22 protein-coding genes are annotated in these 24,582 nt (G+C 71.5%); 11 read left to right on the forward strand and 11 right to left on the reverse strand.

Going from position 1 to position 24,582, the window contains the following annotated elements:
- Positions 1-54: 54 nt before the first annotated feature.
- Both ACFVTX_RS03865 and glyA read right to left on the reverse strand, forming a co-directional pair.
- Complete coding sequence (locus tag ACFVTX_RS03865) at positions 55-939, reverse strand: bifunctional methylenetetrahydrofolate dehydrogenase/methenyltetrahydrofolate cyclohydrolase (protein ID WP_386898190.1); 885 nt, start codon at positions 937-939, stop codon at positions 55-57.
- Between the two features lie 79 nt (positions 940-1,018).
- A complete protein-coding gene (gene glyA, locus ACFVTX_RS03870; protein ID WP_386898192.1) occupies positions 1,019-2,293 on the reverse strand; it encodes a serine hydroxymethyltransferase in 1,275 nt (424 codons plus the stop codon).
- 303 nt (positions 2,294-2,596) lie between these two features.
- Here glyA and ACFVTX_RS03875 point away from each other — a divergent pair, with 303 nt between their 5' ends.
- Positions 2,597-4,288: a beta-N-acetylhexosaminidase gene (locus ACFVTX_RS03875; RefSeq protein ID WP_386898194.1), complete on the forward strand. Its 1,692-nt coding sequence runs from the start codon at positions 2,597-2,599 to the stop codon at positions 4,286-4,288.
- A gap of 179 nt (positions 4,289-4,467) precedes the next feature.
- Here the strand turns inward: ACFVTX_RS03875 and ACFVTX_RS03880 are convergent, their stop codons facing one another.
- Genes ACFVTX_RS03880 through ACFVTX_RS03890 form a run of 3 tightly spaced genes read right to left on the reverse strand, consistent with a single transcriptional unit; the run spans position 4,468 to position 7,722 of the window.
- Positions 4,468-5,397, reverse strand: coding sequence for a carbohydrate ABC transporter permease (locus tag ACFVTX_RS03880; RefSeq protein ID WP_386898196.1), 930 nt, complete (start codon positions 5,395-5,397; stop codon positions 4,468-4,470).
- Positions 5,397-6,416, reverse strand: a complete 1,020-nt coding sequence (locus tag ACFVTX_RS03885; protein ID WP_386898197.1) for a carbohydrate ABC transporter permease — start codon at positions 6,414-6,416, stop codon at positions 5,397-5,399. Before ACFVTX_RS03885 ends, ACFVTX_RS03880 begins: the two co-directional genes overlap by 1 nt.
- A 55-nt stretch (positions 6,417-6,471) precedes the next feature.
- Positions 6,472-7,722 carry an extracellular solute-binding protein gene (locus ACFVTX_RS03890; RefSeq protein ID WP_386898199.1) on the reverse strand — a complete coding sequence of 417 codons (1,251 nt, stop codon included), beginning with the start codon at positions 7,720-7,722 and terminating at the stop codon, positions 6,472-6,474.
- A gap of 391 nt (positions 7,723-8,113) precedes the next feature.
- Between ACFVTX_RS03890 and ACFVTX_RS03895 the strand changes: the two genes are divergently transcribed.
- The 9 genes from ACFVTX_RS03895 (at position 8,114) to ACFVTX_RS03935 (ending at position 17,414) form a co-directional block, all read left to right on the forward strand.
- The gene (locus tag ACFVTX_RS03895; protein WP_386898732.1) at positions 8,114-8,983 is read left to right on the forward strand and encodes an SIS domain-containing protein; all 870 of its coding nucleotides are present in this window, start codon (positions 8,114-8,116) and stop codon (positions 8,981-8,983) included.
- Positions 8,984-8,987: 4 nt separating this feature from the next.
- Positions 8,988-9,971, forward strand: a complete 984-nt coding sequence (locus ACFVTX_RS03900) for an ROK family protein (RefSeq protein ID WP_386898201.1) — start codon at positions 8,988-8,990, stop codon at positions 9,969-9,971.
- Entirely contained in the window at positions 9,968-10,984 is a 1,017-nt protein-coding gene (locus ACFVTX_RS03905; RefSeq protein ID WP_386898202.1) for a 1-phosphofructokinase family hexose kinase, read from the forward strand. The genes ACFVTX_RS03900 and ACFVTX_RS03905 overlap by 4 nt, the downstream gene beginning before the upstream one ends.
- Positions 10,981-11,850: a ketose-bisphosphate aldolase gene (locus ACFVTX_RS03910; protein ID WP_386898203.1), complete on the forward strand. Its 870-nt coding sequence runs from the start codon at positions 10,981-10,983 to the stop codon at positions 11,848-11,850. Before ACFVTX_RS03905 ends, ACFVTX_RS03910 begins: the two co-directional genes overlap by 4 nt.
- The gene (locus ACFVTX_RS03915) at positions 11,847-12,632 is read left to right on the forward strand and encodes a DeoR/GlpR family DNA-binding transcription regulator (RefSeq protein ID WP_386898205.1); all 786 of its coding nucleotides are present in this window, start codon (positions 11,847-11,849) and stop codon (positions 12,630-12,632) included. Before ACFVTX_RS03910 ends, ACFVTX_RS03915 begins: the two co-directional genes overlap by 4 nt.
- Positions 12,633-13,826 carry an N-acetylglucosamine-6-phosphate deacetylase gene (gene nagA, locus ACFVTX_RS03920; protein WP_386898207.1) on the forward strand — a complete coding sequence of 398 codons (1,194 nt, stop codon included), beginning with the start codon at positions 12,633-12,635 and terminating at the stop codon, positions 13,824-13,826. It abuts the gene before it with no gap.
- Between the two features lie 381 nt (positions 13,827-14,207).
- Positions 14,208-16,118, forward strand: coding sequence for a sigma-70 family RNA polymerase sigma factor (locus ACFVTX_RS03925; RefSeq protein WP_386898209.1), 1,911 nt, complete (start codon positions 14,208-14,210; stop codon positions 16,116-16,118).
- 29 nt (positions 16,119-16,147) lie between these two features.
- Positions 16,148-17,017 carry a formyltetrahydrofolate deformylase gene (purU, locus tag ACFVTX_RS03930; protein ID WP_386898211.1) on the forward strand — a complete coding sequence of 290 codons (870 nt, stop codon included), beginning with the start codon at positions 16,148-16,150 and terminating at the stop codon, positions 17,015-17,017.
- Positions 17,018-17,039: 22 nt separating this feature from the next.
- Complete coding sequence (locus tag ACFVTX_RS03935) at positions 17,040-17,414, forward strand: YrdB family protein (protein WP_386898213.1); 375 nt, start codon at positions 17,040-17,042, stop codon at positions 17,412-17,414.
- A 51-nt stretch (positions 17,415-17,465) separates the two neighbouring features.
- Here the strand turns inward: ACFVTX_RS03935 and ACFVTX_RS03940 are convergent, their stop codons facing one another.
- Entirely contained in the window at positions 17,466-18,521 is a 1,056-nt protein-coding gene (locus ACFVTX_RS03940) for a hypothetical protein (RefSeq protein WP_386898215.1), read from the reverse strand.
- Positions 18,522-18,630: 109 nt separating this feature from the next.
- On the opposite strand from ACFVTX_RS03940, the gene ACFVTX_RS03945 reads away from it, so the two are divergent.
- A complete protein-coding gene (locus ACFVTX_RS03945) occupies positions 18,631-19,218 on the forward strand; it encodes a TetR/AcrR family transcriptional regulator (RefSeq protein WP_386898216.1) in 588 nt (195 codons plus the stop codon).
- A 65-nt stretch (positions 19,219-19,283) separates the two neighbouring features.
- Here the strand turns inward: ACFVTX_RS03945 and ACFVTX_RS03950 are convergent, their stop codons facing one another.
- The 5 genes from ACFVTX_RS03950 to ACFVTX_RS03970 are packed head-to-tail and all read right to left on the reverse strand — an operon-like array spanning position 19,284 to position 24,490.
- Complete coding sequence (locus tag ACFVTX_RS03950) at positions 19,284-20,069, reverse strand: glucosamine-6-phosphate deaminase (protein WP_386898218.1); 786 nt, start codon at positions 20,067-20,069, stop codon at positions 19,284-19,286.
- A complete protein-coding gene (locus ACFVTX_RS03955; RefSeq protein WP_386898220.1) occupies positions 20,054-21,055 on the reverse strand; it encodes an ROK family protein in 1,002 nt (333 codons plus the stop codon). The genes ACFVTX_RS03950 and ACFVTX_RS03955 overlap by 16 nt, the downstream gene beginning before the upstream one ends.
- Positions 21,052-22,581: a glycoside hydrolase family 3 protein gene (locus ACFVTX_RS03960; RefSeq protein ID WP_386898222.1), complete on the reverse strand. Its 1,530-nt coding sequence runs from the start codon at positions 22,579-22,581 to the stop codon at positions 21,052-21,054. The genes ACFVTX_RS03955 and ACFVTX_RS03960 overlap by 4 nt, the downstream gene beginning before the upstream one ends.
- Entirely contained in the window at positions 22,578-23,507 is a 930-nt protein-coding gene (locus ACFVTX_RS03965; RefSeq protein WP_386898223.1) for a carbohydrate ABC transporter permease, read from the reverse strand. The genes ACFVTX_RS03960 and ACFVTX_RS03965 overlap by 4 nt, the downstream gene beginning before the upstream one ends.
- Complete coding sequence (locus tag ACFVTX_RS03970; protein WP_386898225.1) at positions 23,504-24,490, reverse strand: carbohydrate ABC transporter permease; 987 nt, start codon at positions 24,488-24,490, stop codon at positions 23,504-23,506. Before ACFVTX_RS03970 ends, ACFVTX_RS03965 begins: the two co-directional genes overlap by 4 nt.
- Positions 24,491-24,582: the final 92 nt, after the last annotated feature.

The raw sequence follows: 24,582 nt of genomic DNA on the forward strand, positions 1-24,582 counted from the left end.
GTGGCGGCCCGGTGAACGGGCGGTGCGCGGTGCTGAGGCGGTGCGAGGGCGGGGCTACGCCCCGAGCCGCAGCTCCGCCGCCTTCACGACGTTCGCGAGGAGCATGGCTCGGGTCATCGGGCCCACGCCGCCGGGGTTCGGCGAGAGGTGGCCGGCGACCGCAGCGACCGCGGGGTCGACGTCGCCCGTGAGCCGGCCCTTGCCGGTCTCCTCGTCCTGCACGCGGGTGATGCCGACGTCGAGCACGGCGGCGCCGGGCTTGATCCAGTCGGGCTTCACGAGGTGCGGCACGCCGACGGCGGCCACGACGATGTCGGCGCGGCGCACCTCGGCGGCGAGGTCCTGCGTGCGCGAGTGCGTGAGGGTGACGGTCGCGTCGAGGCCCTTGCGGGTGAAGAGGAGGCCCAGCGGGCGCCCGACGGTGAGACCGCGGCCGATGACGGTGACGTGGCGCCCGCGGATCGGCACCTCGTAACGCTGCAGCATCTCGACGATGCCGGCGGGCGTGCACGGCAGCGGCGAGGCGAGCTCGCCCTCGATGCCGAGCACGAGGCGGCCGAGGTTCGTGGGGTGCAGGCCGTCGGCGTCCTTGTCGGGGTCGATCAGCTCGAGCATGGCGTTCTCGTCGTGCCCGGCGGGCAGCGGCAGCTGTACGATGTAGCCGGTCACCTCGGGCGCCTGGTTGAGGTCGCGGATGGCCGCTCGCACGTCGGCCTCGGTCGCGGTGACCGGCAGGTCGACGCGGATCGACTCGATGCCGACCTCGGCGCAGTCGCGGTGCTTGCCGGCGACGTACGAGCGCGAGGCGGGGTCGCCGCCGACGAGCAGCGTGCCGAGGCCCGGCGTGACGCCGTTCGACTTCAGCCGGGCGATGCGGGCGGCGAGTTCCTGCTTCACGGCGGATGCCGTGGCGACTCCGTCGAGCGTGATGGCGGTCATGGGTGGGTGCTCCCTGGGGTGACGGTCGGATGCGACGGGGTCGGCCGGGCGGGGCGGGGTCGCCCCGCCCGGCTGCGACCTACTGCTGCAGGCCGGGGTACAGCGGGAACGCCGCCGTGAGGGCCTCGACGCGGGCGCGGAGCGCCGTGACATCCGCCTCGCCCTGCAGGGTGAGGGCGATGATGTCGGCGACCTCCGTGAACTCGGCGTCGCCGAAGCCGCGGGTGGCGAGCGCCGGCGTGCCGATGCGCAGGCCCGAGGTGACCATCGGCGGGCGCGGGTCGAACGGCACCGCGTTGCGGTTGACGGTGATGAGCGCCTCGTGCAGGAGGTCTTCGGCCTGCTGGCCGTCGATCTTCGAGTGGCGGAGGTCGGCGAGCACGAGGTGCACGTCGGTGCCGCCCGTGAGCACGTCGACGCCGGCGGCGCGCGAGTCGTCGGCGGTGAGGCGCGAGGCGAGGATCTGCGCACCGCGGATGGTGCGCTCCTGGCGGTCGCGGAACTCGGCCGACGCGGCGACCTTGAACGCGGTCGCCTTCGCGGCGATCACGTGCATGAGCGGGCCGCCCTGCTGGCCGGGGAAGACGTTCGAGTTGAGCTTCTTCGCGAGCTCCATGTCGCGCGAGACGATGAAGCCCGAGCGGGGGCCGCCGATCGTCTTGTGCACCGTCGAGGAGACGACGTCGGCGTGGGGCACGGGGCTCGGGTGGAGACCCGCGGCGACCAGGCCGGCGAAGTGGGCCATGTCGACCCAGAGCTTCGCGCCGACCTCGTCGGCGATCGCGCGGAACGCGGCGAAGTCGAGGTGACGCGGGTAGGCCGACCAGCCGGCGATGATGACCTGCGGGCGGTGCTCGAGGGCCTTGTCGCGCACGACGTTCATGTCGACGAGGAACGTCTCGGGGTCGACGCCGTACGAGACGGCGTTGTAGAGCTTGCCCGAGAAGTTGAGCTTCATGCCGTGGGTGAGGTGGCCGCCGTGGGCGAGCTCGAGGCCGAGGATGGTGTCGCCGGGGGTCGCGATCGCGCTCAGCACGGCGGCGTTCGCCGTGGCGCCCGAGTGGGGCTGCACGTTGGCGTACTCGGCGCCGAAGAGGCTCTTCGCGCGCTCGATGGCGAGCGACTCGGCGACGTCGACGAACTCGCAGCCGCCGTAGTAGCGACGGCCGGGGTAGCCCTCGGCGTACTTGTTCGTGAGCACCGAGCCCTGCGACTGGAGCACGGAGACCGGAACGAAGTTCTCGCTCGCGATCATCTCGAGGTAGTCGCGCTGCCGCCCGAGTTCGAGTTCGAGAACTTCGGCGATCTCGGGGTCGACCTCGGAGAGGGGCGCGTTGAAGATGGATTCGGCCAAGACTGGCTCCTTCATGACATACGGACCTAGTGGGGTTGCTGCCTCCGCGACTCGCGCGGAAGCAGTCGTACCGGCCCAGGCGTGCGGTCGGTCCGTAGCAGTCGCTCCCCGATGGGAATCCATCTCAACGCCAGTCGCGACGCAGGCAAGCATAGCAATGGATGCCTCGCGCCGCCGCGATCCGTGACGCCGGGCGACTCGGGGCGGATCCGGCGCCCTCGTGGGACTGTCGTACGCCGTGCCGAGGTGGCAGGATGAGCGGCGAAGCCATTTCGTCAAGAATCCTTCTTTTCGCGAGGACGCATGCAACGACGCCACTCCCGCCCCACCGCCCTGATCGCCCTGTCGCTCGCCGCCGCGCTCGGGGCGCTGACCGCCTGCACCCCCTCGCAGGAGAACGGAGACCCCGTGCCCGGCATCGTGCCCGCCCCGGTGAGCTTCGAACCCACCGACGCCGGCGAGTTCACGCTCACGGAGCGCACCCGGTTCGTCGTCGACGGCGAGGAGGCCGAACGCGCCGCCCGCCCGTTCGCCGAGGCCGCGCGGGCGGCGACGGGATGGGAGCTGCCCATCGCGCAGCTCGGCTACGAGGCATCCGACGCCTCGGGGGCCGATGGCGACGACATCGTGCTCGCCCTCGACAAGGCGGTGGCGGGTGGCGACGAGGCCTACGCCCTCGAGAGCGGGCGCGACGGCGTGCGGATCACTGCGGCGGCTGCCGCCGGACTCTTCCGCGGCACGCAGTCGCTGCGCCAGCTGCTGCCCGCCGAGATCGAACGGACGGATGCCGCGGCCCCGGCCGGCGGCTGGACCGTGCCGGCCGTCTCGATCAGCGACGCGCCGCGCTTCGAGTACCGCGCCTCGCTCGTCGACGTCGCCCGCAACTTCATGCAGGTCGACGACCTGCTCGACCACATCGACCGCATCGCCCTGCTGAAGCTCAACGTGCTGCACCTGCACCTCACCGACGACCAGGGCTGGCGGTTGCAGATCGACTCCTGGCCCGAGCTCACCGGCATCGGCGCGTCGACCTCGGTCGGGGGCGACGGCGGCGGCTTCTACACGAAGGACGACTACCGGCGCATCGTCGACTACGCCGCCGAGCGGTTCATCACGGTCGTGCCCGAGATCGATCTGCCCGGCCACACGAACGCGGCGCTCAGCGCCTACGCCGAGCTCAACTGCGACGGGGTGGCGCGCGAACCGTACACCGGCACCGACGTCGGCTTCTCGTCGTTGTGCGCCGCCCCCGAGCGGGCGGAGGCGACCGACCGGTTCCTCGCCGATGTGCTCGGCGAGGTCGCCGAGCTCACCCCGGGCCCATGGATCCACGTCGGCGGCGACGAGCCGCTCGCGACCCCGCACGACGACTTCCTCGACCTCGTCGGCCGCATCACGGCGGCCGGCGCCGCGACCGGCAAGACGGTCGTCGCGTACCACGAGATGGGCGCGTCGAGCGAGCTGCCGCCGGGCACGATCGGGCACTACTGGGACCTGACGGCCTCGCACGAGATCCCGGCGAACCGGCGCGACGAACCCGTGCGCCCGTACCCCGAGTCGGCCGGGCAGGCGCGCTCCTTCCTCGAGCAGGGCGGCCGGCTGATCCTCGCCCCCGCCGACGTGACGTACCTCGACATGATGTATCCCGACCGGCCGCAGGGCCCGCTCGGCGGCGAGCTCGGCACGCGGTGGGCCGCCACGATCACGCTCGAGCAGGCGTACGCGTGGCAGCCCGAGAAGACGATCGGCGGGCTCGAGCTCGCCGACGAGCAGATCCTCGGGGTGACGGCGTCGCTCTGGAGCGAGACGATCGAGACGGTGCCCGACTTCGAGTTCATGGTCTTCCCGCGCATCGCCGCGACCGCCGAGGTCGCCTGGTCGCCCGCAGATGCCCGCGACGAGGACGATTTCCGCTCGCGGCTGCCGACGCTCGGCGCGCACCTCGACGCACTCGGAGTGGCCTACCGCAAGGTCGGCGGGGTCGACTGGGAGTAGCGCGGGGCCCGCAGCCCGGTCTCGTCCGCTCGCGTCCGTTGCGTCCGGGCGGATTCAGGAGACCGGAAGCTGCTCAGGACGATCCGGCGTGATGCATCCTGAGCAGCTTCCGTCCTCCTGAGAGGGTGAAGGCCGGGCGGATGCCACGGGGCCGGCCCCGTGGCATCCGCGCTCGTGCCCTACTTGACGCTGCCCGCCGTGAGCCCGCCGACGAGGCGCTTCTCGATGAGCATGAACAGCACGACGACGGGGATGATCGCGACGATCGAGACGCCGAACACGAAGTGCCAGCTCGTCTCGTACTGTCCGACGAACTTCGTGAGGGCGACCGACATGGGCTGGTTGCCCGCCGTCGAGAGGATCACGAGGGAGGCGGCGAACTCGTTCCAGCAGGCGACGAAGGTGAACACGATCGCGGTCACGATGCCGGGCCAGACGAGCGGCAGGTTGATCTTGAACAGCACCGTGAGGCGCCCTGCGCCGTCGATCTGCGCGGCCTCGTCGACCTCCTTCGGGATGCCGGCGAAGAAGGAGTGCATGATCCACACGGCGAAGGAGAGGTTGAACGCGGCGTTGATGAAGATCATCGACGCCCACGTGTCGATCATGCCGAGGAAGGCGAACTGCCGGAACAGGCCCGAGGTGAGCACCGCGGGCTGCAGCATCTGCGTGACGATCACGAGGAACAGGAACACCATGCGGAACGGGAACTTGAACCGCGCCGTGTAGTAGGCGGCCGGCAGCGCGACCGCGAGCACGAGCAGCGTCGCGAACACCGCGATCACGATCGTCGAGATCATGTTCTGCGGCAGCGGCGTCTCGGGCGTCGACCACATGTCGACGTAGTTCTCCCAGTGCCATTCGGTCGGGAAGTACGTCGGGTCGACCGAGCGGATCTGGGCCTTCGTCTTCACCGAGCCGAAGAGCATGATGAGGTACGGCAGCGTGAAGACGACGAGCACGACGAGGCCGGCGAGGCAGCGCAGCAGCACCTTGCCGAGCGGCACCTGGTCTTCGGTGTAGCGGCGTTTGCGAGGCGGGGTGTTCCGGCCGGATGCTCCGCGGTCGCCGTCGGCGGCGAGCATGGCACGGGTTTCGGTGACGGTCATCAGATCTCCCGCGTCGGCTTGACGACCTTCACGTACACCGCGACGATCACGATGACGATCAGGAAGGCGACGACGGAGAGCGCTGACGCGACGTCGACCTTGTGCTGGTTCTGGATGTACTTGAAGATCATCGTCATGATCGTGTCGGCGTCGTAGCCGGGGATCGACCCCGTCATCACCCGCAGGATCGGCAGCGAGTTGAACACGTTGATGATGTTGATGAGCACGGCGACGCTGAGGGCGCCGCGCAGCTGCGGCAGCACCACGGTGAAGTAGGTGCGGAACGGGCCGGCGCCGTCCATGCGGGCGGCCTCGAGGGTGTCGCCCGGGATCGTGGCGAGCCCGGCGAGGATCGTGTAGGTCGTGAACGGCAGCGAGACGAACACGGCGACGACGATCGCCCAGGCGAAGGCGGTCTCGGGGTTGCGGGTCCAGCCGTAGCCCTCGGGGGTGTCGATGAGCCCGATGTCGACGAGGAACTTGTTGATGATGCCGAAGTACGGCTCGAGCCCGTAGTAGACGACCATCGTCGTCATGACGACCGACGCCGCCCACGGGATGATGACCGCGAGTCGCACGATGCGCCGGCCCGGGAAGGCCTTGTTGAGGATCTGCGCGAGGCCGAGCGAGATGAGCACGGTGAGGCCCACGACGACGACGACCCACACGATCGTGCGGAAGAAGATCGGCCAGAAGTACGGGAAGTTGAAGACCTCGACGTAGTTGTCGAAGCCGACCGACCCCTGGTCGAGACCCGAGAGGGAGATCTTGCGGGTCGAGTTGTAGAACATGACGCCGGCCGGGAACAGCACGACGCCGATGATGAGGAGGAGCGCGGGGGCGATCCAGGGCAGTGCGGCGAGGAGGTCGCGGCCGCCGGGCTTGCCGCGGGCGGCGCCGTTGCGACCGCCGGTGCGGTCACCGCCTGCGCCGCCCTCGGCACCCGCGGGCGCCCCGCCGCGGGGGCGGCCGGTGGCCGCCCCCGCGGGGTTCGGTGATGCGTCGGTCGTGGAGCTCATGGTGCGGGGATCACCGAACCTTCCGTATGGAATCGAGATGCGGGGCGGGCGGGCGTCAGCTCGCGTCGACCTGCGCCTGGATCTCGGTGAGCACGTCCTGCGCCGGCTTCGTCTGGATCTGGCCGAAGAGCGACTTCAGCGCACCGTCGGTGGCCTGCCACTTCTCGTTCGTGCTCGGGTAGAACTGCGCATCGGGCAGCACCTCGAGGAACGGCGCGAGGGACTCCTCGCTCTTCAGCGCCTCGGCGCCCGACTTGGTGACGGGGAGGAAGCCCTCGGTCTGCACCCACGGGACGTAGACGTCGGCCGTGTAGTAGTAGTCGAAGAACTTGGTGATGGCCTCCTGCTTGGCGCCCTCGTCGTTGTTGAAGGCCATGAGCTGGTCCATGACGCCGAGGGTGAAGGCCGAGCCGTCCTTCGTGGGGATCGGGACGATCGAGTAGTCGAGCTCGGGGTTGTTCTCCTCGATCTGGCCGACGGTCGGCGGGAGGCCGACCTGCATGCCGATCTTGCCCTGGATGAAGATGTCCATGAGCGGCGAACGGTCGGTCGAGCCGGGGTCGGCCTGCGTCGCGCCGGCGTCGATCATCTTCTTGATCTGCTCGGCGCCGGGGAGGTTGGCGGGGTCGTCGATCGTGATCTCGGTCGCGTCGCCGAACGTGCCGCCGCCGCCCCAGAGCCACACGGCCGCTTCGGCCTGCGCCTCTTCGGAGCCGAGGGGCATGCCGTAGCCGGCCACGCCGCCGCCGAGGGCGGAGACCTTGGTCGCGGCGTCGAGCAGCTCGTCCCAGTTGGTGGGGGCGGTCGCGCCGGCCTGCTCGAGCAGGGCGTTGTTGACGAACAGCGCGCGGGCCGAGGCGATGAGGGGCAGCGCGTAGGCGGTGCCGTCGATCTCGGCGTTCGCGATGAACGAGTCCTGGAAGTCGCCGAAGGTCTCGGGCGAGACGACGTCCTCGGCCGGGTAGAGCAGGCCGTCGGCCGCGAATCCGCCGAACGCGCCGCCGTTGTAGATGTCGGGGGCTTCGCCGCCCTGGATCTTCGTGGTGACGACCTGTTCGAGGTTGTCCCACGACTGGACCTCGAGCTTGACGTCGATGTCGGTGTTCGCGGCTTCGAAGCCCTCGATGACGTCCTCCCAGAGACCCTGGGTGTTGTCGGAGTAGCTGGGGACGAGCAGGTCGAGGGTGACCTTGCCGTCGGCGGCTTCCTCGCCGCCGGTGCTGCCGCCGAAGCCGCAGGAGGCGAGCGTCAGCGATGCGGTGGCGGCGAGCGCGACCGCGGTGCCGAGGCGCAGAGACTTCTTCATGGATGCTTCCTCACTCTGGTGGGTGGTTGCACGACGCCTGAAGGGGTCTCACGCGCCGATGCGTTCGTTCACTGCTGCGCGAACCACGCAGATGCTGCAGTTTCGTGAACGTTTTGTCGAACAAACGATCATGTTCGTTCACTCGACGATCGGCAATCTATGACGCTGATCGGTCACCCGTCAAGCCGGGAAAGCCATTTGTTATCAACCACGTGACACCCGGGCGTTCGCCGCAGGCCTGCGCGGAGGCATCCGCAAACGATCGAAACAATGATCGGTGGACACGACTTGCAGTCATCTGCAATCATTGAACCGTCAGCCTCGATGCGCTCGGGGACCGCAGTATTCGACTGGAGCATCCGTGACCATCGCCAACGCACCCGCCGCCCACATGGCCGCCGAGCTCGCCTCGCAGCCCGAGACCTGGGCGCGCGCCGCTGAGCTGCGCGACGAGCAGTCCCGACTCCCCCGCCGCGGCGAGCGCATCGCCGTCGTCGGCTGCGGCACCTCCTGGTTCATGGCGCAGTCGTACGCGTGGCTCCGCGAGTCGGGCGGCCACGGACAGACCGACGCCTTCGCCGCCTCCGAGGCGTTCCCGCTCCGCGGCTACGACGCGATCGTCGCGCTCACCCGGTCGGGCACGACGACCGAGGTGCTCCAGCTCGTGGGCGACGTGCGCGGCAAGGTCCGCACGATCGGCGTCATCGGCGACGCGGGCTCGCCCCTCGTCGACCTCGTCGACGACGCGATCACCCTCCCCTTCGCCGACGAGCAGTCGGTCGTGCAGACTCGCTTCGCGACGACCGCGCTCGCGCTCTTCCGCGCCTCGCTCGGCGAGGACCTCGCACCGGTGATCGCGGACGCCGAGCTCGCTCTCGCCGAAGAGCTCGCCCCCGCCCTCGTCGACGCCGAGCAGTACACCTTCCTCGGGCAGGGCTTCTCGGTCGGGCTCGCGCACGAGGCGGCGCTCAAGATGCGCGAGGCCTCGCAGTCGTGGACGGAGTCGTACCCCTCGATGGAGTACCGTCACGGCCCGATCTCGATCGCCGCCCCCGGCCGCGTGACGTGGCAGTTCGGCGCGGCGCCCGAGGGCCTCGCCGGCGACGTCGCCGCGACGGGCGCGCACTTCGAGACGAGCAGCCTCGACCCCATGGCCGACCTCGTGCGCGCACAGCGCGTCTCGCTCGCCCGTGCGCTCGCCCGCGGGCTCGACCCCGACCAGCCCCGCAACCTCACCCGCTCGGTCATCCTCGAGGGCTGATCCGGTGACGGTCGCGCCCACCCTTCTCGGCACCGGCGCCGCCGTGCTCGCGTTCGACGTGGGCGGCACCGACACGAAGTCGGCCATCGTGGATGCCACGGGCCGCGTGCTCGGGCTCCGGCGCACGCCGACCGCGCTCGATGAGGCGGCCCCGGCCGAGGCCGTGGCCGCCTCCTTCGCGCAGCTCGCGCGCGAGCTCCGAGAGCTCGCGCCGGGCGTCGTGCCCGTGGCGGCGGGCGTCAGCGTGCCCGGCCTCGTCGACGACGAGCGGGGCATCGGCATCTTCGCCTCGAACCTGCGCTGGCGCGACGCCCCCATCCGCGAGCTCGCAGAACGATCGCTCGGCCTGCCGGTGGCGTTCGGCCACGACGTGCGTGCCGCGGGCGACGCCGAGCACCGGCTCGGCGCGGCCCGCGCCTACGACGACGCGGTGGTGCTCGCGATCGGCACCGGCATCGCGAGTTCGCTGCTCATCGGCGGCCGCCCCTATTCGGCGGGCGGCTACGCGGGCGAGTTCGGGCATTCGCTCGCCGACCCCCACGGCGAGCGCTGCCCCTGCGGTGCGATCGGATGCCTCGAGACCATCGCCTCGGCGGGCGCGATCGCGCGGCGCTACCGCGAGCGGAGCGGCCGCGACGTCGCGGGGGCCCGCGAGGTGCTCGACGCGGCCGAGGCCGGCGACCCGCTCGCCCGCACTATCTGGGGCGACGCGATCGAGGCGTTGGCCGAGGGCATCGTGCGGCTCGTCGCGACGCTCGCCCCCGAGGCGGTCGTCATCGGCGGCGGCCTCTCGCAGGCGGGCCCGGCGCTCTTCGAGCCGCTCGGCGAACGCATCGACGCACTCCTCAGCTTCCACCGCCGCCCGGTCCTGCTGCGCGCCGAGCTCGGCGACGACGCGGGCCTGCTCGGCACCGCGCTCGCGGCGCGCGACCTCGCCGACGCGCGACGCGGCACCGGCAGCGGCACCGCCGACGGGTCGGCGTCATGATCCTCACCGTCACCCCGAACCCGGCCGAAGACCTGACCTGGCATCTCGCCGAGCTCCGCCCCGGCGAGACCCACCGGGTGCCCACGGGCGTCTCGCGCGCCGGCGGCAAGGGCCTCAACGTCGCACGGGTCCTCGTCGCGGAGGGGCACGAGGTGCTCGCGCTCACGACCGCGGGCGGCGCGGCCGGCGAGCGGCTCGCCGCCGACCTCGACGAGAGCGGCATCCCGCATCGGCTCGTGCCGGTCGCGGGCGAGACCCGCCGAAGCCTCGCCCTCGTCGACGAGTCGAGCGGCGACACCACCATCCTCAACGAGCACGGCGCTCCGCTGCGCGATGACGAGGCCGGCGCGCTCCTCGCCGAGGCGGCCCGGCTCGGCCGGCGCGCCGACGTCGTCGTCGTGAGCGGCAGCCTGCCGCCCGGGTTCGGCCCCGATGAGCTCGCGCGACTCGTCGCCGAACTCGTCGCAGCCGGCACGCCCGTCGTCGTCGACACGAGCGGACCCGGCCTCCTCGCCTCGGCACGGGCCGGCGCGACCGTGCTGAAGCCGAACCGCGACGAACTCGCGGAGGTCACCGGCCATGCCGACCCGGTCGCCGGCGCCAGGGTGCTCCTCGAGGCGGGCGCGCGACTCGTGCTCGTCTCGCTCGGCACCGAAGGGCTCCTCGTGCTCTCGCACGCCGACGAGACGGGCGTCCGCGCCCGACTGCCGCGCCCGCTGCACGGCAACGCGACGGGCGCGGGCGATGCCGCCGTCGCCGCGATCGCCGCGGCCCTCGCCGAGACCCCGTCGCTCGTCGACGACCCCGACGTCGAGGGCGTCGCCGCCCGGGCCGTGCTCGCCCGTCGGGCCACCGCCTGGTCGGCGTCGGCCGTGCTCATGCCCCTCGCCGGGGCCCTCTCCCCCGAGCACGCCCGCCTCGAGACCGAGGTGATCGTGACGCGTCACCCCGACGCATCCGACCCCGAACCGACCACCGCCCCCGCGAACGAGACCCCGAGGACGACCGCATGACGCTCACCCCCACCCGCACCGTCCTCGAGGCCGCCGCCGCGGCCGGCACCGCCGTCGGCGCGTTCAACGTGCTGCACCTCGAGACGGCCGAGGCGCTCGTCGGCGCCGCCGAGGACACTGGGCTGCCGGTCATCCTGCAGCTCTCCGAGAACTGCGTGAACTTCCACGGCGCATTCGAACCGATCGCGCGGGCCATGCTCGCCGTCGCCGCGGGTTCGAGCGCGGCGGTCGCCGTCCACCTCGACCACGCCGAGGACCCCGAGCTCGCGCTCCGCGCGATCGACGCCGGCTTCGGTTCGGTCATGTACGACGGCGCGAAGCTCGACTTCGCCGACAACGTCGCGACGACCAGGCGCGTCGTCGCCCGCGCCGCCGAGGCGGGCGTGCTCGTCGAGGCCGAACTGGGCGAGATCGGCGGCAAGGACGGCGCGCACGCGCCGGGCGTCCGCACCGACCCGGCCGAAGCGGCGCAGTTCGTCGCCGAGACGGGCGTCGACGCCCTCGCGGTCGCCGTCGGCTCCTCGCACGCGATGACCGAGCGCGTCGCCGCCCTCGACCTCGACCTCATCGCGCGGCTGCACGCGGCCGTGCCCGTGCCGCTCGTGCTGCACGGCTCGTCCGGAGTGCCCGACGACACGATCGTGGCGGGCATCGCGGCGGGCCTCACGAAGATCAACGTCTCGACCCATCTGAATGCGGCGTTCACCGGCGCGATCCGGGAGTTCCTCACGGAGCATCCGACGGCCGTAGACTCTCGCAAGTACCTCGCGGCGGGCCGCGACGCGGTGCGCAGCGAAGCGGGCCGCATGCTGAGGTTGTTCGCATCGCCGGTGTCGGCGGGCTCCCGGAAGGACGAGATCGGATGAACCGCGCAGAGCGCCTGAGCGCCGTGCTCGATCTGCTCGCCGACGGCGGCCAGGTCGAGGTCGAGCAGATCGTCGAGCAGCTCGGCGTCTCACCCGCGACGGCTCGGCGCGATCTCGACGCGCTCGCGAGCCAGCAGCTGCTGACCCGCACGCGCGGCGGCGCGGTGGCGCACTCGGTCGCGTACGACCTGCCCATCCGCTACAAGAACCAGCAGAACCCCGAGTCGAAGGCGGCGATCGCGCAGGCGGCGAGCGCGATGGTCCCTCGCGGCGCGGTCATCGGCCTCTGCGGCGGCACGACGGCGACGGCGATCGCCGAGGCGCTGATGTCGCGCCCCGACATCATGGAGCCGGCCAACGACCCGAGCCTCACGGTCGTGACGAACGCGATCAACATCGCCATGCAGCTCGCGATCCGGCCGCAGATCAAGACGGTCGTCACCGGCGGCGTCGTGCACGCCCGCTCGTACGAGCTCGTCGGCGCGTACACCGATGCGGTACTCGGCAGCGTGACGCTCGATTACGCCTTCATCGGGGTCAACGGCATCGACCCCGCGATCGGCCCGACCTCGCACGACGAGCGCGAGGCGGCGGTCAACGCGCTCATGGCCTCGCGGGCGACGCACGCGGTGCTCGTGGCCGATTCGTCGAAGCTCGACAAGCGGGCGTTCGCCGCGATCGGTTCGCGCCGCCTGTTCTCGACGCTCATCACCGACTCGGGCGTGACCGAGGCGCAGCTCGCACGGCTCGCCGATCACGGCTACGACGTTATCGTTGCTTAGGTGAGCACCCCCACTGTCACGACTCCTTCCGGTTCGACCCAGCCCGGGCCGGTGATCATCCATTCGGCGCGGCTCGTCAGCGGATTCGACACGATCCCCGACGCCTGGGTGCGTTTCGAGGGCGGCCGGGTCGTCGAGCGCGGCCTCGGCGATGCCTGGCGTGCGCTCGTCACGCCCGAGACGGGCGTCACGGATGCCACGGGGCGGTTCCTCGTCCCCGGGTTCATCGATCTCCATTGCCACGGCGCCGGCGGCGCGGCCTCCGACGAGGGCGAGGCGGCGATCGAGCGGGTGCTCGCCGTGCACAATGCGCACGGCACGACCCGCACGGTGCTCTCGCTCGTGACGGCACCGGTCGAGGCCCTCGCGTCGCAGCTCGAGGTGATCGCCGCATTCACCCGCCGCGACCCGCGCGTGCTCGGCTCCCACCTCGAGGGCCCGTTCCTCGACGACGCGTTCCGCGGCGCGCACGACCCGGAACTGCTCCGCACCGCCGACGCCGACGCCGTCGATCGGCTGCTCGCCGCGGCCGACGGCACGCTGCGCCAGATCACGATCGCCCCCGAGCACGAGGGTGCGGCCGAGGCCATCGCCCGCTTCGTCGACGCGGGCGTCGCGGTCGCCGTCGGCCACACGGGCGCCGACTTCGACACCGCGCTCGCGGCGTTCGACGCCGGGGCGACGATCCTCACGCATGCCTTCAACGGCATGCGGGGCATCCATCACCGCGCCCCCGGCCCCGTGGTCGCGGCGATGCACGCCGATCACGTGACCCTCGAGATCATCAACGACGGGGTGCACGTGCACCCCGACGTCGTGAAGCTCGCCTTCGCCGGCGCGCCCGGCCGGGTCGCCCTCATCACCGACGCGATGGCCGCGACGGGTTCGGCCGACGGCGTCTACATCCTCGGTTCGCTCGAGGTCGTCGTCGAGCAGGGCGTGGCACGCCTTCGCGAGGGCGGCTCGATCGCGGGTTCGACGCTCACGCAGGACGAAGCGCTGCGGCGCGCGGTCGTCGACAGCGGCATCCCGTTCGATCAGGCGGTCGCGGCGCTCACCGTCGTGCCCGCCGCGGCGATCGGCCGCGCCCACGACCTCGGCCGGCTCGACCCGGGCTTCGCGGCCGACGCGGTGCTGCTCGGCGAGGAGCTCGACGTGCAGGCGGTCTGGTCGGCCGGCAGCCGGCTGGTCTGACCGCTTGAGCGCGACCCGGCTTCACTCGTGTGGTGAAGTACGCCGGCTGCACCGACCGAGAGGGTGAAGGCGGGGCCTCGAGGCATGTTCCCCATCGCCTCGAGGCCCCGGCCATTCGAACGGGGCCGCCCTTTTCCCCCGGGCGCCTCCCGTTCCGCCGGCGGGTAATCCGGCTACCGCCTCGGAGTTCGGGTCACCGGGGCGGCGGTAGACGAGGGCGAGTTGCATGCCCTCACAGGAGAAGACGCCGTCGTGACGGATCTATGACGCGAATCTCAGAGAAATCTGCTGAAATTGTTCTCACCCCGCCGATCCGCGTCATGAACGCCCCTGCGACGCGTCTCTCAGGTGAACCCGATCGCCCACCCGAAGGAGCCGCGCGTGCCCCCCGTGCGCACCGACCACACCGCCGATGCGGCGCTCATCGAGCGCACCCGTTCCGGCGACCGTTCGGCGTACGCCGAGCTCTGGCAGCGCCACGCGGCATCCGGTCGCACCGTCGCGCGCTCGTTCAGCTCGCTCGACGCCGACGATCTCGTCGCCGAGTCGTTCACCCGCATCTACGACGCGATCCTCGCGGGCAAGGGCCCGACGGCCGCGTTCCGGCCGTACCTCTTCACGACGATCCGCAACACCGCGGCGAGCTGGGGTCGCGCCCGTCACGAGACGAACCTCGAGACGCTCGAGTCCTTCGAAGACCCCGACACGAACGAGGCGGCGACCCTCGACGCCCTCGATCGTTCGACGACGGCGCAGGCGTTCCGCTCGCTGCCCACCCGTTGGCAGGAGGTGCTCTGGTACTGCGAGGTCGAGGGCATGACCCCCCAGCAGGTCGCCCCGCTCGTCGGCATGAGCGCGAACAGCACGGCGGCGCTCGCCTACCGCGCCCGTGAGGGGCTGCGCCAGGCGTGGATCCGTGCGCACCTCAAGAACTCGACCGAGCCCGAGTGCCGGTGGACGATCGACCGGCTCGGCAGCTACACGCGCGGCAAGCTGCGCCCCCGCGACACGGCGAAGCTCGAGTCGCACCTCGACGACTGCGCGCGCTGCACGATCGTCGCCGCCGAGGCGCGCGAGGTCGGCTCGAAGCTCGCCCTCGTGCTGCTTCCGCTCGCAGCGGGCCTCAGCGGGGCGACCGCGTACTCGGCATGGATGTCGCAGGGTTCGCCCGTCGTCGAATACGCCATGGGTGCCGGAGGAATCGCCGCGGGCGCGGCCGGCGCATCCGGTGCTGCGAGCGGCGCGGGCGCCGGCAGCGCCAGTGGTGCCGGTGGTGCCGGCGGCGCCGGTGGTGCCGGTGGTGCCGGTGGCGCGGGCGCAGCCGGTGCCGGCGGCGCAGCGGGCGGCGCCGGAGCCGGCGGCGCTGCCGCAGGCGGCGGGGTCCTCGCCGCCGTCGGCGGCACCGGAGTGGCGATCGGCGCGGGCGCGCTCGTGCTCGCCGCGGCGGTCGTCGCAGTCGCCGTCGTGGGGCCGAGCCTCACCGCCGCAGAGGAGCCGATCGCGGCTCCCGTGAGCGAGGTCTCCGAGCCCGAACCGGCCGAGGCCGAGGCGGCGGCCGACGCAGCCGTGCCTCCGCCGGTCGCACCCGACGCCCCGTTGCAGCCGCCCGTCGCGGCCGACGACGTCGAACCCGATGACGCCGCCGCAGAGCCGGCCCCGTCGAAGGCGCCCGTCGCCCCGAGCCCGGCCCCGTCGCCGACTGCGGCGCCGACGCCCACCCCCACGCCCACGCCCACGCCGACGCCGACGCCGACCCCCGAGCCGGGCGACACCGAGGCGCTCGCCCCGGTCGTCTCGCTCATCGACACCGCCGACGGCCTCGTCGACCCGATCGTCTCGGGCACGGCCGAGGCGGGCGCGACGGTCGAACTCGAGCTCGACGGCACGTTCACCGAGATCACGGCGGGCGACGACGGCACCTGGTCGCACGAGTACTCGGGGCTCGCCGCGGGCTCCCACACGCTCAGTGCCCGCCAGACCGATGTCGCCGGCAACACCTCGCCGTTCGCCCCCGATACCGCGTTCGCGCTCGAGGCCCCCGCGCTCGTCATGACGCGCGGCTTCGGCAACATCTTCCTCCTCGAGCTCTCAGGACGGCCGGGTGCCGAGGTCGAGGTCTCGACCGAGCGGTACGCCCTCGCCGTGCCGCTCGACCGCACGGGCAACCACATCGCGTTCTGGGAGGGCATCCGGATGAGCGACACGCTCGGCATCCGGTACGTGGTCGACGATCGGACGGGGCCGCGGCTCTCGGCCCCGGTCCGGGACTGGCTCGACGGGATCGTCGGCTGAGGCATCCTCGCGCCGGGTAATCTGGGCGGATGACCACCGACGCCCCCGAGCACCTGTACCACTGGGTCGTGACCCTGAGCTGCACCGACGGCCCCGGCATCGTGCACGCGATCTCGGGCGCCATCGTCGCCTCGGGCGGCAACATCACCGAGAGCCAGCAGTTCGCGAGCCTCGACACCGGGCGCTTCTTCATGAGGCTGCAGGTCGAGTCGCGTGCGACGCGCAGCGAGTTCGAGGCCGCGCTCGCGCCGGTGACCGAGCGGTGGAGCATGCAGTGGCACCTCGACGAAGTCGGCCGGCCGCTGCGCACCCTCGTGCTCGCCTCCACCGCGGGGCACTGCGTCAACGACCTGCTGTTCCGTCAGCGGGCCGGGCAGTTGCACGTCGAGATCCCGCTCGTGCTCTCGAACCACGGCACCCTGCGCGACCTCGTCGACTTCTACGGGGTGCCGTTCGAGGCGGCCGCCGTCACGAACGCCGACGAGAAGGCCGCGTTCGAGCGGCGGGTGCTCGCCGCGGTCGACGAGCACGACATCGAACTCGTCGTGCTCGCGCGGTACATGCAGATCCTCTCCCCCGAGCTGTGCGACGAGCTCGCGGGGCGTTGCATCAACATCCACCACTCGTTCCTGCCCGGGTTCAAGGGTGCGAACCCGTACCGGCAGGCGCACGCGCGCGGCGTGAAGCTCATCGGCGCGACGGCGCACTTCGTCACGAGCGACCTCGACGAGGGGCCGATCATCGAGCAGAACGTCGTGCGCGTCGATCACTCGCGCAGCCCGTCCGAGCTCGTCGCGATCGGCCAGGACGAAGAGAGCCGCACGCTCAGCCAGGCCGTGAAGTGGTTCGCCGAGCGGCGGGTGCTGCTCGACGGGGCCCGGACGATCATCTTCCGCTGAGGCGCGGGTACGCTAGAGGGTTGTGAGCACCGCACCCGAGACCCCGCAGCAGGCCCAGCCGAAGATCGGCCCGAACGACATCCTCCGGTTCTTCCTGGAGCTGTTCGCCTTCGTGTCGCTCGGCATCTGGGGCTTCATGGCGTTCCCGCTGCCGTGGCCGGGCGTGCTCATCGGCATCGGCGCCCCGCTCGTCGCGATCGTCGCGTGGGCGTTGTTCATGTCGCCGAAGGCCGTGTTCCGCATCGACCCGTTCGGCAAGGCGCTCGTCGAGATCGCGATCTTCTCGGCGGCGGCGATCGGCTGGTGGATGCTCGGGCAGCCCGTCGTGGCGATCGTGTTCGCCGTCGTCGCCGCGGTGAGCGGCATCATCAACGGCCGCAAGGAGCTCGCCGGCTGACGAGCCCCTCGCCCGAGGTCCCCGCCCGGGGCCTCTGCGTCGTCGCCGTGCTCAGCCCGCGACGGCCGCCTCGGCGTCGGGCTCGGCCCCGCCCGCGGTGCGGAAGTGCCCGATCACCGAGAGCACGAGCCCGCCGACCGCCCACGCGGCGAGCACGAGCCATGGGAACGTCGTGTCGGCCGCCGGGAAGTACGAGAGTTCGCGCACGAGCGTCGCCGCGGCCCCCGGCGGGAACCACTGGCCGACGTCGCCCCAGGGCTCGGGCAGGAACTCCTTCGGCAGCGCCGCGCCCGAGATCGGGTTGGCGAAGAGCAGCATGACGACCGGCCCGACGGCGATGCCCGCCCGGCCGAAGAGGGCCACGAATCCCGTGATGGGTGCGGCGATCGCCGCGAGGGCGAGCGAGATGGCGGCGACGTTCAGCCAGTAGTCGCCCTGGAGCGCGCCGAACCACCCCTGCAGGATGCCGGTGAGCGCGAGCCCGCCGACGGCGGAGTAGACGGCGACCGCGAGCACCCGGCGCAGAGCGCCGATGACGGCGATCGAGATCGCGATGCCGCCGATCATGCCGCCGAGCACGAGCGGGAAGAGTGACGCGGTCAGCCCGGTGCCGCGTGGGTCGCTCTCGGCGAGCGGCACCACGTCGGCGACGACGACGTCGATGTGGGGCGGCGCGACCGGGGCGCCCGCAGCGGCCGCAGCGGCGGCGGCCTGGGCGTTCACGCCCTCTTCGAGCCCGGTGGCGATGCCGCCGAGCAGTTGCGCGACCACGAGGCTCGACGCCGAGGAGCTCAACACCTCGGGTTCGGCGCCGAGCACGATCGCTCCGTACACCTCACGGGATTCGATCGCGGCGACGGCGGCCGCCCGGTCGTCGACCTCGGTGAAGGCGATGGCTCCGGGCTGCTGGGTCTCGATCGCCTCCTTCGCGGCCGTGACGAGCTCGGCCGGGCCGGTGATCGCGATGGGCAGATCGTGCGCCTCGGCCGTCACCGAGGGCCACGCGAAGGCCAGGACGATGACGGAGACGACCGCGGCGAGTGCGAGGCCGAGGCCGATCACGCGGGCGATCGGGGTATGGGTCTGCGTGGCATCCGTGTGTGCCATGGTCTCCTCCGGAGTTGAAATAAAACGAACATTCGTTCTTTATAAGAATGCGCCCGCCCCGTATCCTTGTCAAGAACGATCATTCGGTTTGGCGAGCGGGAGGCGGCCGATGCCCAAAGTGAGCGACGCGTACCGCGCGGCGAGACGCGACGAGATCCTCGACGCGGCCCTCCGCGTCTTCTCGGCGAAGGGGCTCGCCGGGGCGTCGATGGCCGACATCATCGCCGAATCCGGCCTGTCGGCGGGGGCGATCTACGGCCACTTCCCGAGCAAGGTCGAGCTCCTCGCCGCCGTCGCCCAGCGCACGCTCGGGCAGCGCCGACTCGAGGTCGCCGCCCGCCAGGAGGAGGGCGCCTCGCCCCTCACGCCCGGCGAAGTGCTCGCCACGGTGCTCCGCGGCATGCGCGCGCACTTCGACACCCGACTGCTGGTGCAGCTGTGGGCCGCAGCCGCCACCGACACCGAACTCGGCGACACCATCCGCGGCCCGGTGCGGGCGATCCGCGAGACCTTCGGCGACGCGATCCGCCCGTGGTTCGTCGCGAACTACCCCGCCGACGAGGTCGAGTCCGAGCTCGCCAGGAGCCTGCCGATCATGATGGCACTCGGTCAGGGCTTCATGATCCAGCGCCAGCTCTTCGAGGACTTCGATGAAGAGGGGTACCTCGCCGAGCTTCCGGGCGCGCTCCCCCACTGACCCCGGGTACGACGGATGCCTCGGGCGAGATCTCCCCCGAGGCATCCGTGTCGTCGCACTGAGGGCTAGATGCCCTGCCAGGCCGGCTTGTTCGCCCAGGCGTGCCGGTAGTAGTCGAGGTTCGCGAGACCCGACGCGGCCGCCGCGTCGACGATGACCGTCGCATGCGGGTGCAGCTGGATCGCCGAACCCGGCTGGCTCGCCGAGACGCCGCCCTCGACCGCCGCCGCGACCGCCGCCGCCTTCGCCTCGCCGAAGGCGAGCAGCACGAGGTGGCGGGCACGGAGGATCGTGCCGATGCCCTGCGTGATGCAGTGCATCGGGACGTCTTCGGGTGCGTCGAAGAAACGCGCGTTGTCGACACGGGTCGGTTCGGTGAGGGTCTTCACGCGCGTCAGCGAGGCGAGCGAGGAGCCCGGCTCGTTGAAGCCGATGTGCCCGGTGCGGCCGATGCCGAGGATCTGCAGGTCGACCCCGCCCGCCGCGGTGATCGCGGCCTCGTAGTCGGCACCGGCGTGCTCGATCGTCGCCGGGTCGCCGTTCGGCACCCGCACGAGCTCGGGGGTGAGCCCGAGCGGCTCCACGACCTCGCGGGTGATCACCGCGCGGTAGCTCTCGGGGTGACCGGCGGGCAGCCCCACGTACTCGTCGAGCGCGAAGCCGCGGACGCCGCGCACGTCGATCGACTCGGCGGCGATGCGGGCGGCGAGCGCCCGATAGCTCGCGAGCGGCGTCGACCCGGTCGCGAGGCCGAGCACGGCGTCGGGCTTCTGACGGATCAGGGAGACGATCGAACCGGCGACGAGTTCGCCCGCCGCCTGCTCGTTCTCGACGATTACGACTTCTGCCATTGCGCTACTCCTACCAGGGCAGCGCCGACGGCGGCTGCCGGAAAACCGAGGGGAATGACCCGAACCCGCTTCGCGAGCCCGAGAGAGGCCAGGAACGCCGAATCGGCGGCCCACCCGTTCAGGATACGGCGAGTTCCGTCGAGGAGCGGTTCACCGAGCGCGGCGAGGCCGCCCCCGATGACGACGTCGTCGACATCGGTCGTGAGGACGAGGAGACGCACCGCCGCGGCGACGCCCTCGAGGAAGCGTTCGCGGACGGCCACGGCGTCGGCCACCCCGACCTCCGCGAGGTCGAACAGTTCGCGGGCGGGCAGTTCGGCCTGCGACGGCCACATGCGCGCGATGGCCGAGCCGGATGCCACGGTCTCGAGGCAGCCTCGCTGGCCGCAGCCGCACAGCTCCCCCGCGGGGTCGATCGGGATGTGCCCGATCTCGCCGGCGACGCCGTGGCCGCCGCGGAGCAGCCGACCGCCCTGGACGATACCGGCCGCGAGGCCGGTGCCGAGGTTGAGGTAGGCCATCGAGCGCCCGGTCGCGGCCTCGCTCGGCGGCACGTCCGAAGCGTCGGCAGCCGCGGCCGCATCCGCATCAGCATCAGCATCCGCGAAATCGGACTCGGACTCGGCGAGGAGGTGGTGCGCACCGAGCGCCGCCGCCTTCACATCGTTCTCGACCCGCACCTCGACGCCCAGACGGTCGGCGAGGCGGGGTCCGAGGTCGAGCCCCTCGAGGCCGAGGTTCACGGCGTGCGCGACGCGGCCGGTCGCGTTGTCGACGGCACCGGGGATCCCGATGCCGATCGACGAGAACGACGACGCGCCGAGCCCGGCGAGCTCCGCCATCCGCTCGACCGTGCGCAGCGCCGTCTCGACGACGGCCTCCGCGCCGAAGCCGGTCGGCATGCGCAGCTGATCGCTCAGCTCACCCGAGTCGGCGAGCGCGACGGCGGCGGTCTTCGTCCCGCCGATGTCGATCCCGAGCTTCACCGGGCGGCCACGGGGGCGAGCACGCCGTCGACGAACGCGAGCACGGCGTCGCCGAGCAGGCGCGAGGCGCCGAACGTCGCGACGTCGGCGTAGCCGCGGTCGTGCGACGGCCAGCCCATGTCGACCGTCACGACGTCGTCGCGCACCGCGCGGAGGGCGTCGATCGCCTCACGCGCGAAGGCGTGGCGGTGCAGGTCCTTGCCGATGACGAGCACGGCACCGGGCAGTGCCGCCGGGTCGGCGATCGTCTCGCCCTCGGCCACGGTCACGAGCTCGGCGCGGCCGAGCCACGACGGCGACGCGGCCACGGCCTCGGCCGCGAACGGGCCCCACGGCGAGTAGCCGATGGCGATGTTCGCGACGGTGTCGATGCGCACGACCGTGCCGATGCCGGCCGCCGAGGCGAGGCGCTCCCGCGTGGCATCCGACACCTCGAAGGAACCGACCACCCGGGCGATCTCCTCGTCGTCGTGGGCGGGCTCGATCACCTCGGGCGCCGCGGGCCCCGCCGGGACGGCGGGCGCCGTCGCCGCGAGCGCGCGCACCCGTGCGGCCGCCTCGCGAACACGCTCGGCCGGGAGCAGACCCGACTCGATCGCCTCGGCGATGGCCGCGACGATGTCGTCGAGCTGGGCGTCGGTGTTCTTCGACCCGATGCAGAGCAGGTCGCAACCGGCGGCGAGGGCGCGCACAGCGGCCTGGGGGATGCCGTGCACGCCGCTCGCCCCCTTCATGTCGAGGGCGTCGGTCACGATGACGCCCTCGAAACCCAGCTCCCCGCGGAGCAGGCTGTGCAGGATATGCGGGGAGAGGGTGGCCGGGTCTTCCGCGTCGAGCTGCGGAATGAGGATGTGGGAGGTCATGATCGTGCGGGTGCCCGCCGCGATCGCCGCACGGAACGGCACCAGCTCGCGCTCGCGCAGCGTCTCGATCGGCACGTCGACGACCGGGAGCGCGAGGTGCGAGTCGGTCGCGGTGTCGCCGTGGCCCGGGAAGTGCTTCGCGCTCGCGGCGATGCCGGTCTGCTGCAGCCCCTCGACCCAGGCGGCCGAGTGCCGGGCGACGAGCTCGGGGTCGTCGCCGAAGCTGCGCACGCCGATCACGGGGTTGTCGGGGTTCGCGTTGACGTCCACGTCGGGGCCGAACGTCACCGTGCAGCCCGTCGCGACGAGGGCACGCCCGACCTCGGCCGCGACGCGGCGGGTCAGCTCGAGCTCGTCGATGCGGCCGAGCACGGCATTGCCGGGGAACGGGGCGCCGCGATCGTAGAAGAGCCGCGTGACGTCGCCGCCCTCCTCGTCGATCGCGATGACCGCGTCGCGGTTCGCCGCGCGCAGGCTCTCGTTGAGGGCCCGCAGCTGCTCGGGGTCGACGATGTTCTCGCCGAAGAGGCACACGCCCCCGAGCCCGTCGCGCAGGCGACGCAGCACCCACTCGGGCGCGACCGGGCCGTCGAAGCCCGGCAGCAGGGTCGTGAGGATGTCCCGGTGCAGCGACGCCGCACCGGTGGTGTTCTCGGCGCTCATCCCTTGACGGCTCCGCTCACGAGGCCGCCGGTCATCCGGCCCTGGACGAACAGGAAGAAGATGACGACGGGGAGGGCGATGAGGGTGGAGCCGGCCATGACCGCACCCCAGTTGGTCGCCTCGGTCGCCGACTGGAAGGAGTTCAGCCACGGCGGGAGCGTGAGGTTGTAGCCCTTCATGAGCAGCAGGGCCATCGTGAACTCGTTCCAGCTCTGGATGAAGGCGAAGATGCCGGTCGACACGAGGCCGGGGGCGAGCAGCGGGAAGGTGACCTTCCAGAAGGCCTGCGCCTTCGTGCAGCCGTCGATCATCGCGGCCTCTTCGAGGTCGGCGGGCACGCCGGCGACGAAGCCGCGGAGCGTCCAGATGGTGAACGGCACGACCGAGGCGAGGTGCACGATGAACAGCCCGATGAGGGTGTTCATGAGGTGCCAGTCGTCGACCATGTTGTAGATCGTGAACATCATCGCCTCGCCGGGCACCATCTGCACGACGAGGACGCTCACGATGAAGACGTAGCGGCCGCGGAAGGCGAAGCGGGCGATCGCGATCGAGGCGAGGAAGGCGAAGATCGCGCAGACCACGACGACGGCGAGCGCCACGCCGAGGCTCGAGGCGAGCGCGTGCGGGAAGTCGGTCTGGCCGGGGGCCGCCTCACGCGTCCAGGCGGTGACGTAGTTCTTGAAGGTGAACTCGAACGGGAAGAAGCTCGGCGTGCGGCTGATGATCTGGTTCGACGGGGTGAACGACATGTTCACCATCCAGTAGACCGGGAAGATCGAGCAGAGGAACACCAGGATCGCGACCGTGTTGATCACGATCCTCGGTGCGCCGAAGCGGTGGGTGCGACGGGCCTTCTGCGTGCGAGGCGTCACCGAGGCGGGGGTCTCGGCGAGTTGGACGGCGGGAGAGATCTGCGTGGTCACGCCTCCTCCTCCTTCAGGCTGGAGCGGACGTTGTAGTAGGAGATGCCCATGAGCAGGATGACCATGAACACGCCGATCGCGGCGGTCACGCCGAACTCGCCGAGACCCTGCCGGAAGAGGTAGGTACCGAGCACGTTCGTCTCGGAGACGATGCCGCCCTGCTGCTGCAGCGCATACACCTGGGTGAAGATGCGGAGGTTCCAGATCGTCTCGAGCACGACCACGGCCGTGACGACGTTGCGCATGTAGGGCATCACGATGAGACGGAACCGCTGGAAGGAGTTCGCGCCGTCGAGCTGCGAGGCCTCGAGCACCTCGTCGGGCACCTGGCCGAGACCGGCGTAGAAGGTGAAGACCGCGAACGGGATGCCCTGCCAGACGATGATGATCGTGAGCACCATCATGAAGGACCACGGGTCGGCGAGCCAGCCGTGACCGCGCCAGTCCTGTGTGCCGGTGATCGTGTTCAGGACGTAGTTGACGAGACCGTAGTCGCTGTCGAAGATCCAGCCCCAGACGACGGTCGCCGACAGCGGCGGCATCGCCCACGCGAACAGCAGGCCGACCGAGACGAGCAGCCGCATCCCCTTCGAGAGGCGGAGCATGAGCAGGGCGATGAGCATGCCGCCGACGATGATGAGCACGGTCAGCACGACCATCAGGCCGAGGCTTCGCACGAGCACCGCGGGGAAGTCGGACTTCGTGAAGACCTCGAGGTAGTTGTCGAAGCCGACGAAGTTCGGCGAGGTGCCGAGCATCTTGTTCTTGATCTCGAGATCGGTGAACGAGGTGATGAACATCACGATGGTCGGGTACACGACCATGACCGCGAGCAGCGCGATGCTGGGGGCGAGCAGGAGCCAGGGGGCCCACGGGAGGGACTTCTTCTTGCGAGGTCCGGCGGGGCGGGCCGCGGGGGGACGGGGTGGTTCTGCGTTCGGCGTGCGCGGCGTTGCGTCAGGCTCGGCGAGGGTTGCGCTCATGGCTCTTCCTCCGGGTGTCCGCGGGGGGACGCGGGTATGACTGGTGGTACGTCTCGCGGCACCGGCGCCGTTCGAGCTCGTGACGGGGAAGC

Source organism: Agromyces sp. NPDC058136 (assembly GCF_042884375.1).
GTDB lineage: Bacteria > Actinomycetota > Actinomycetes > Actinomycetales > Microbacteriaceae > Agromyces.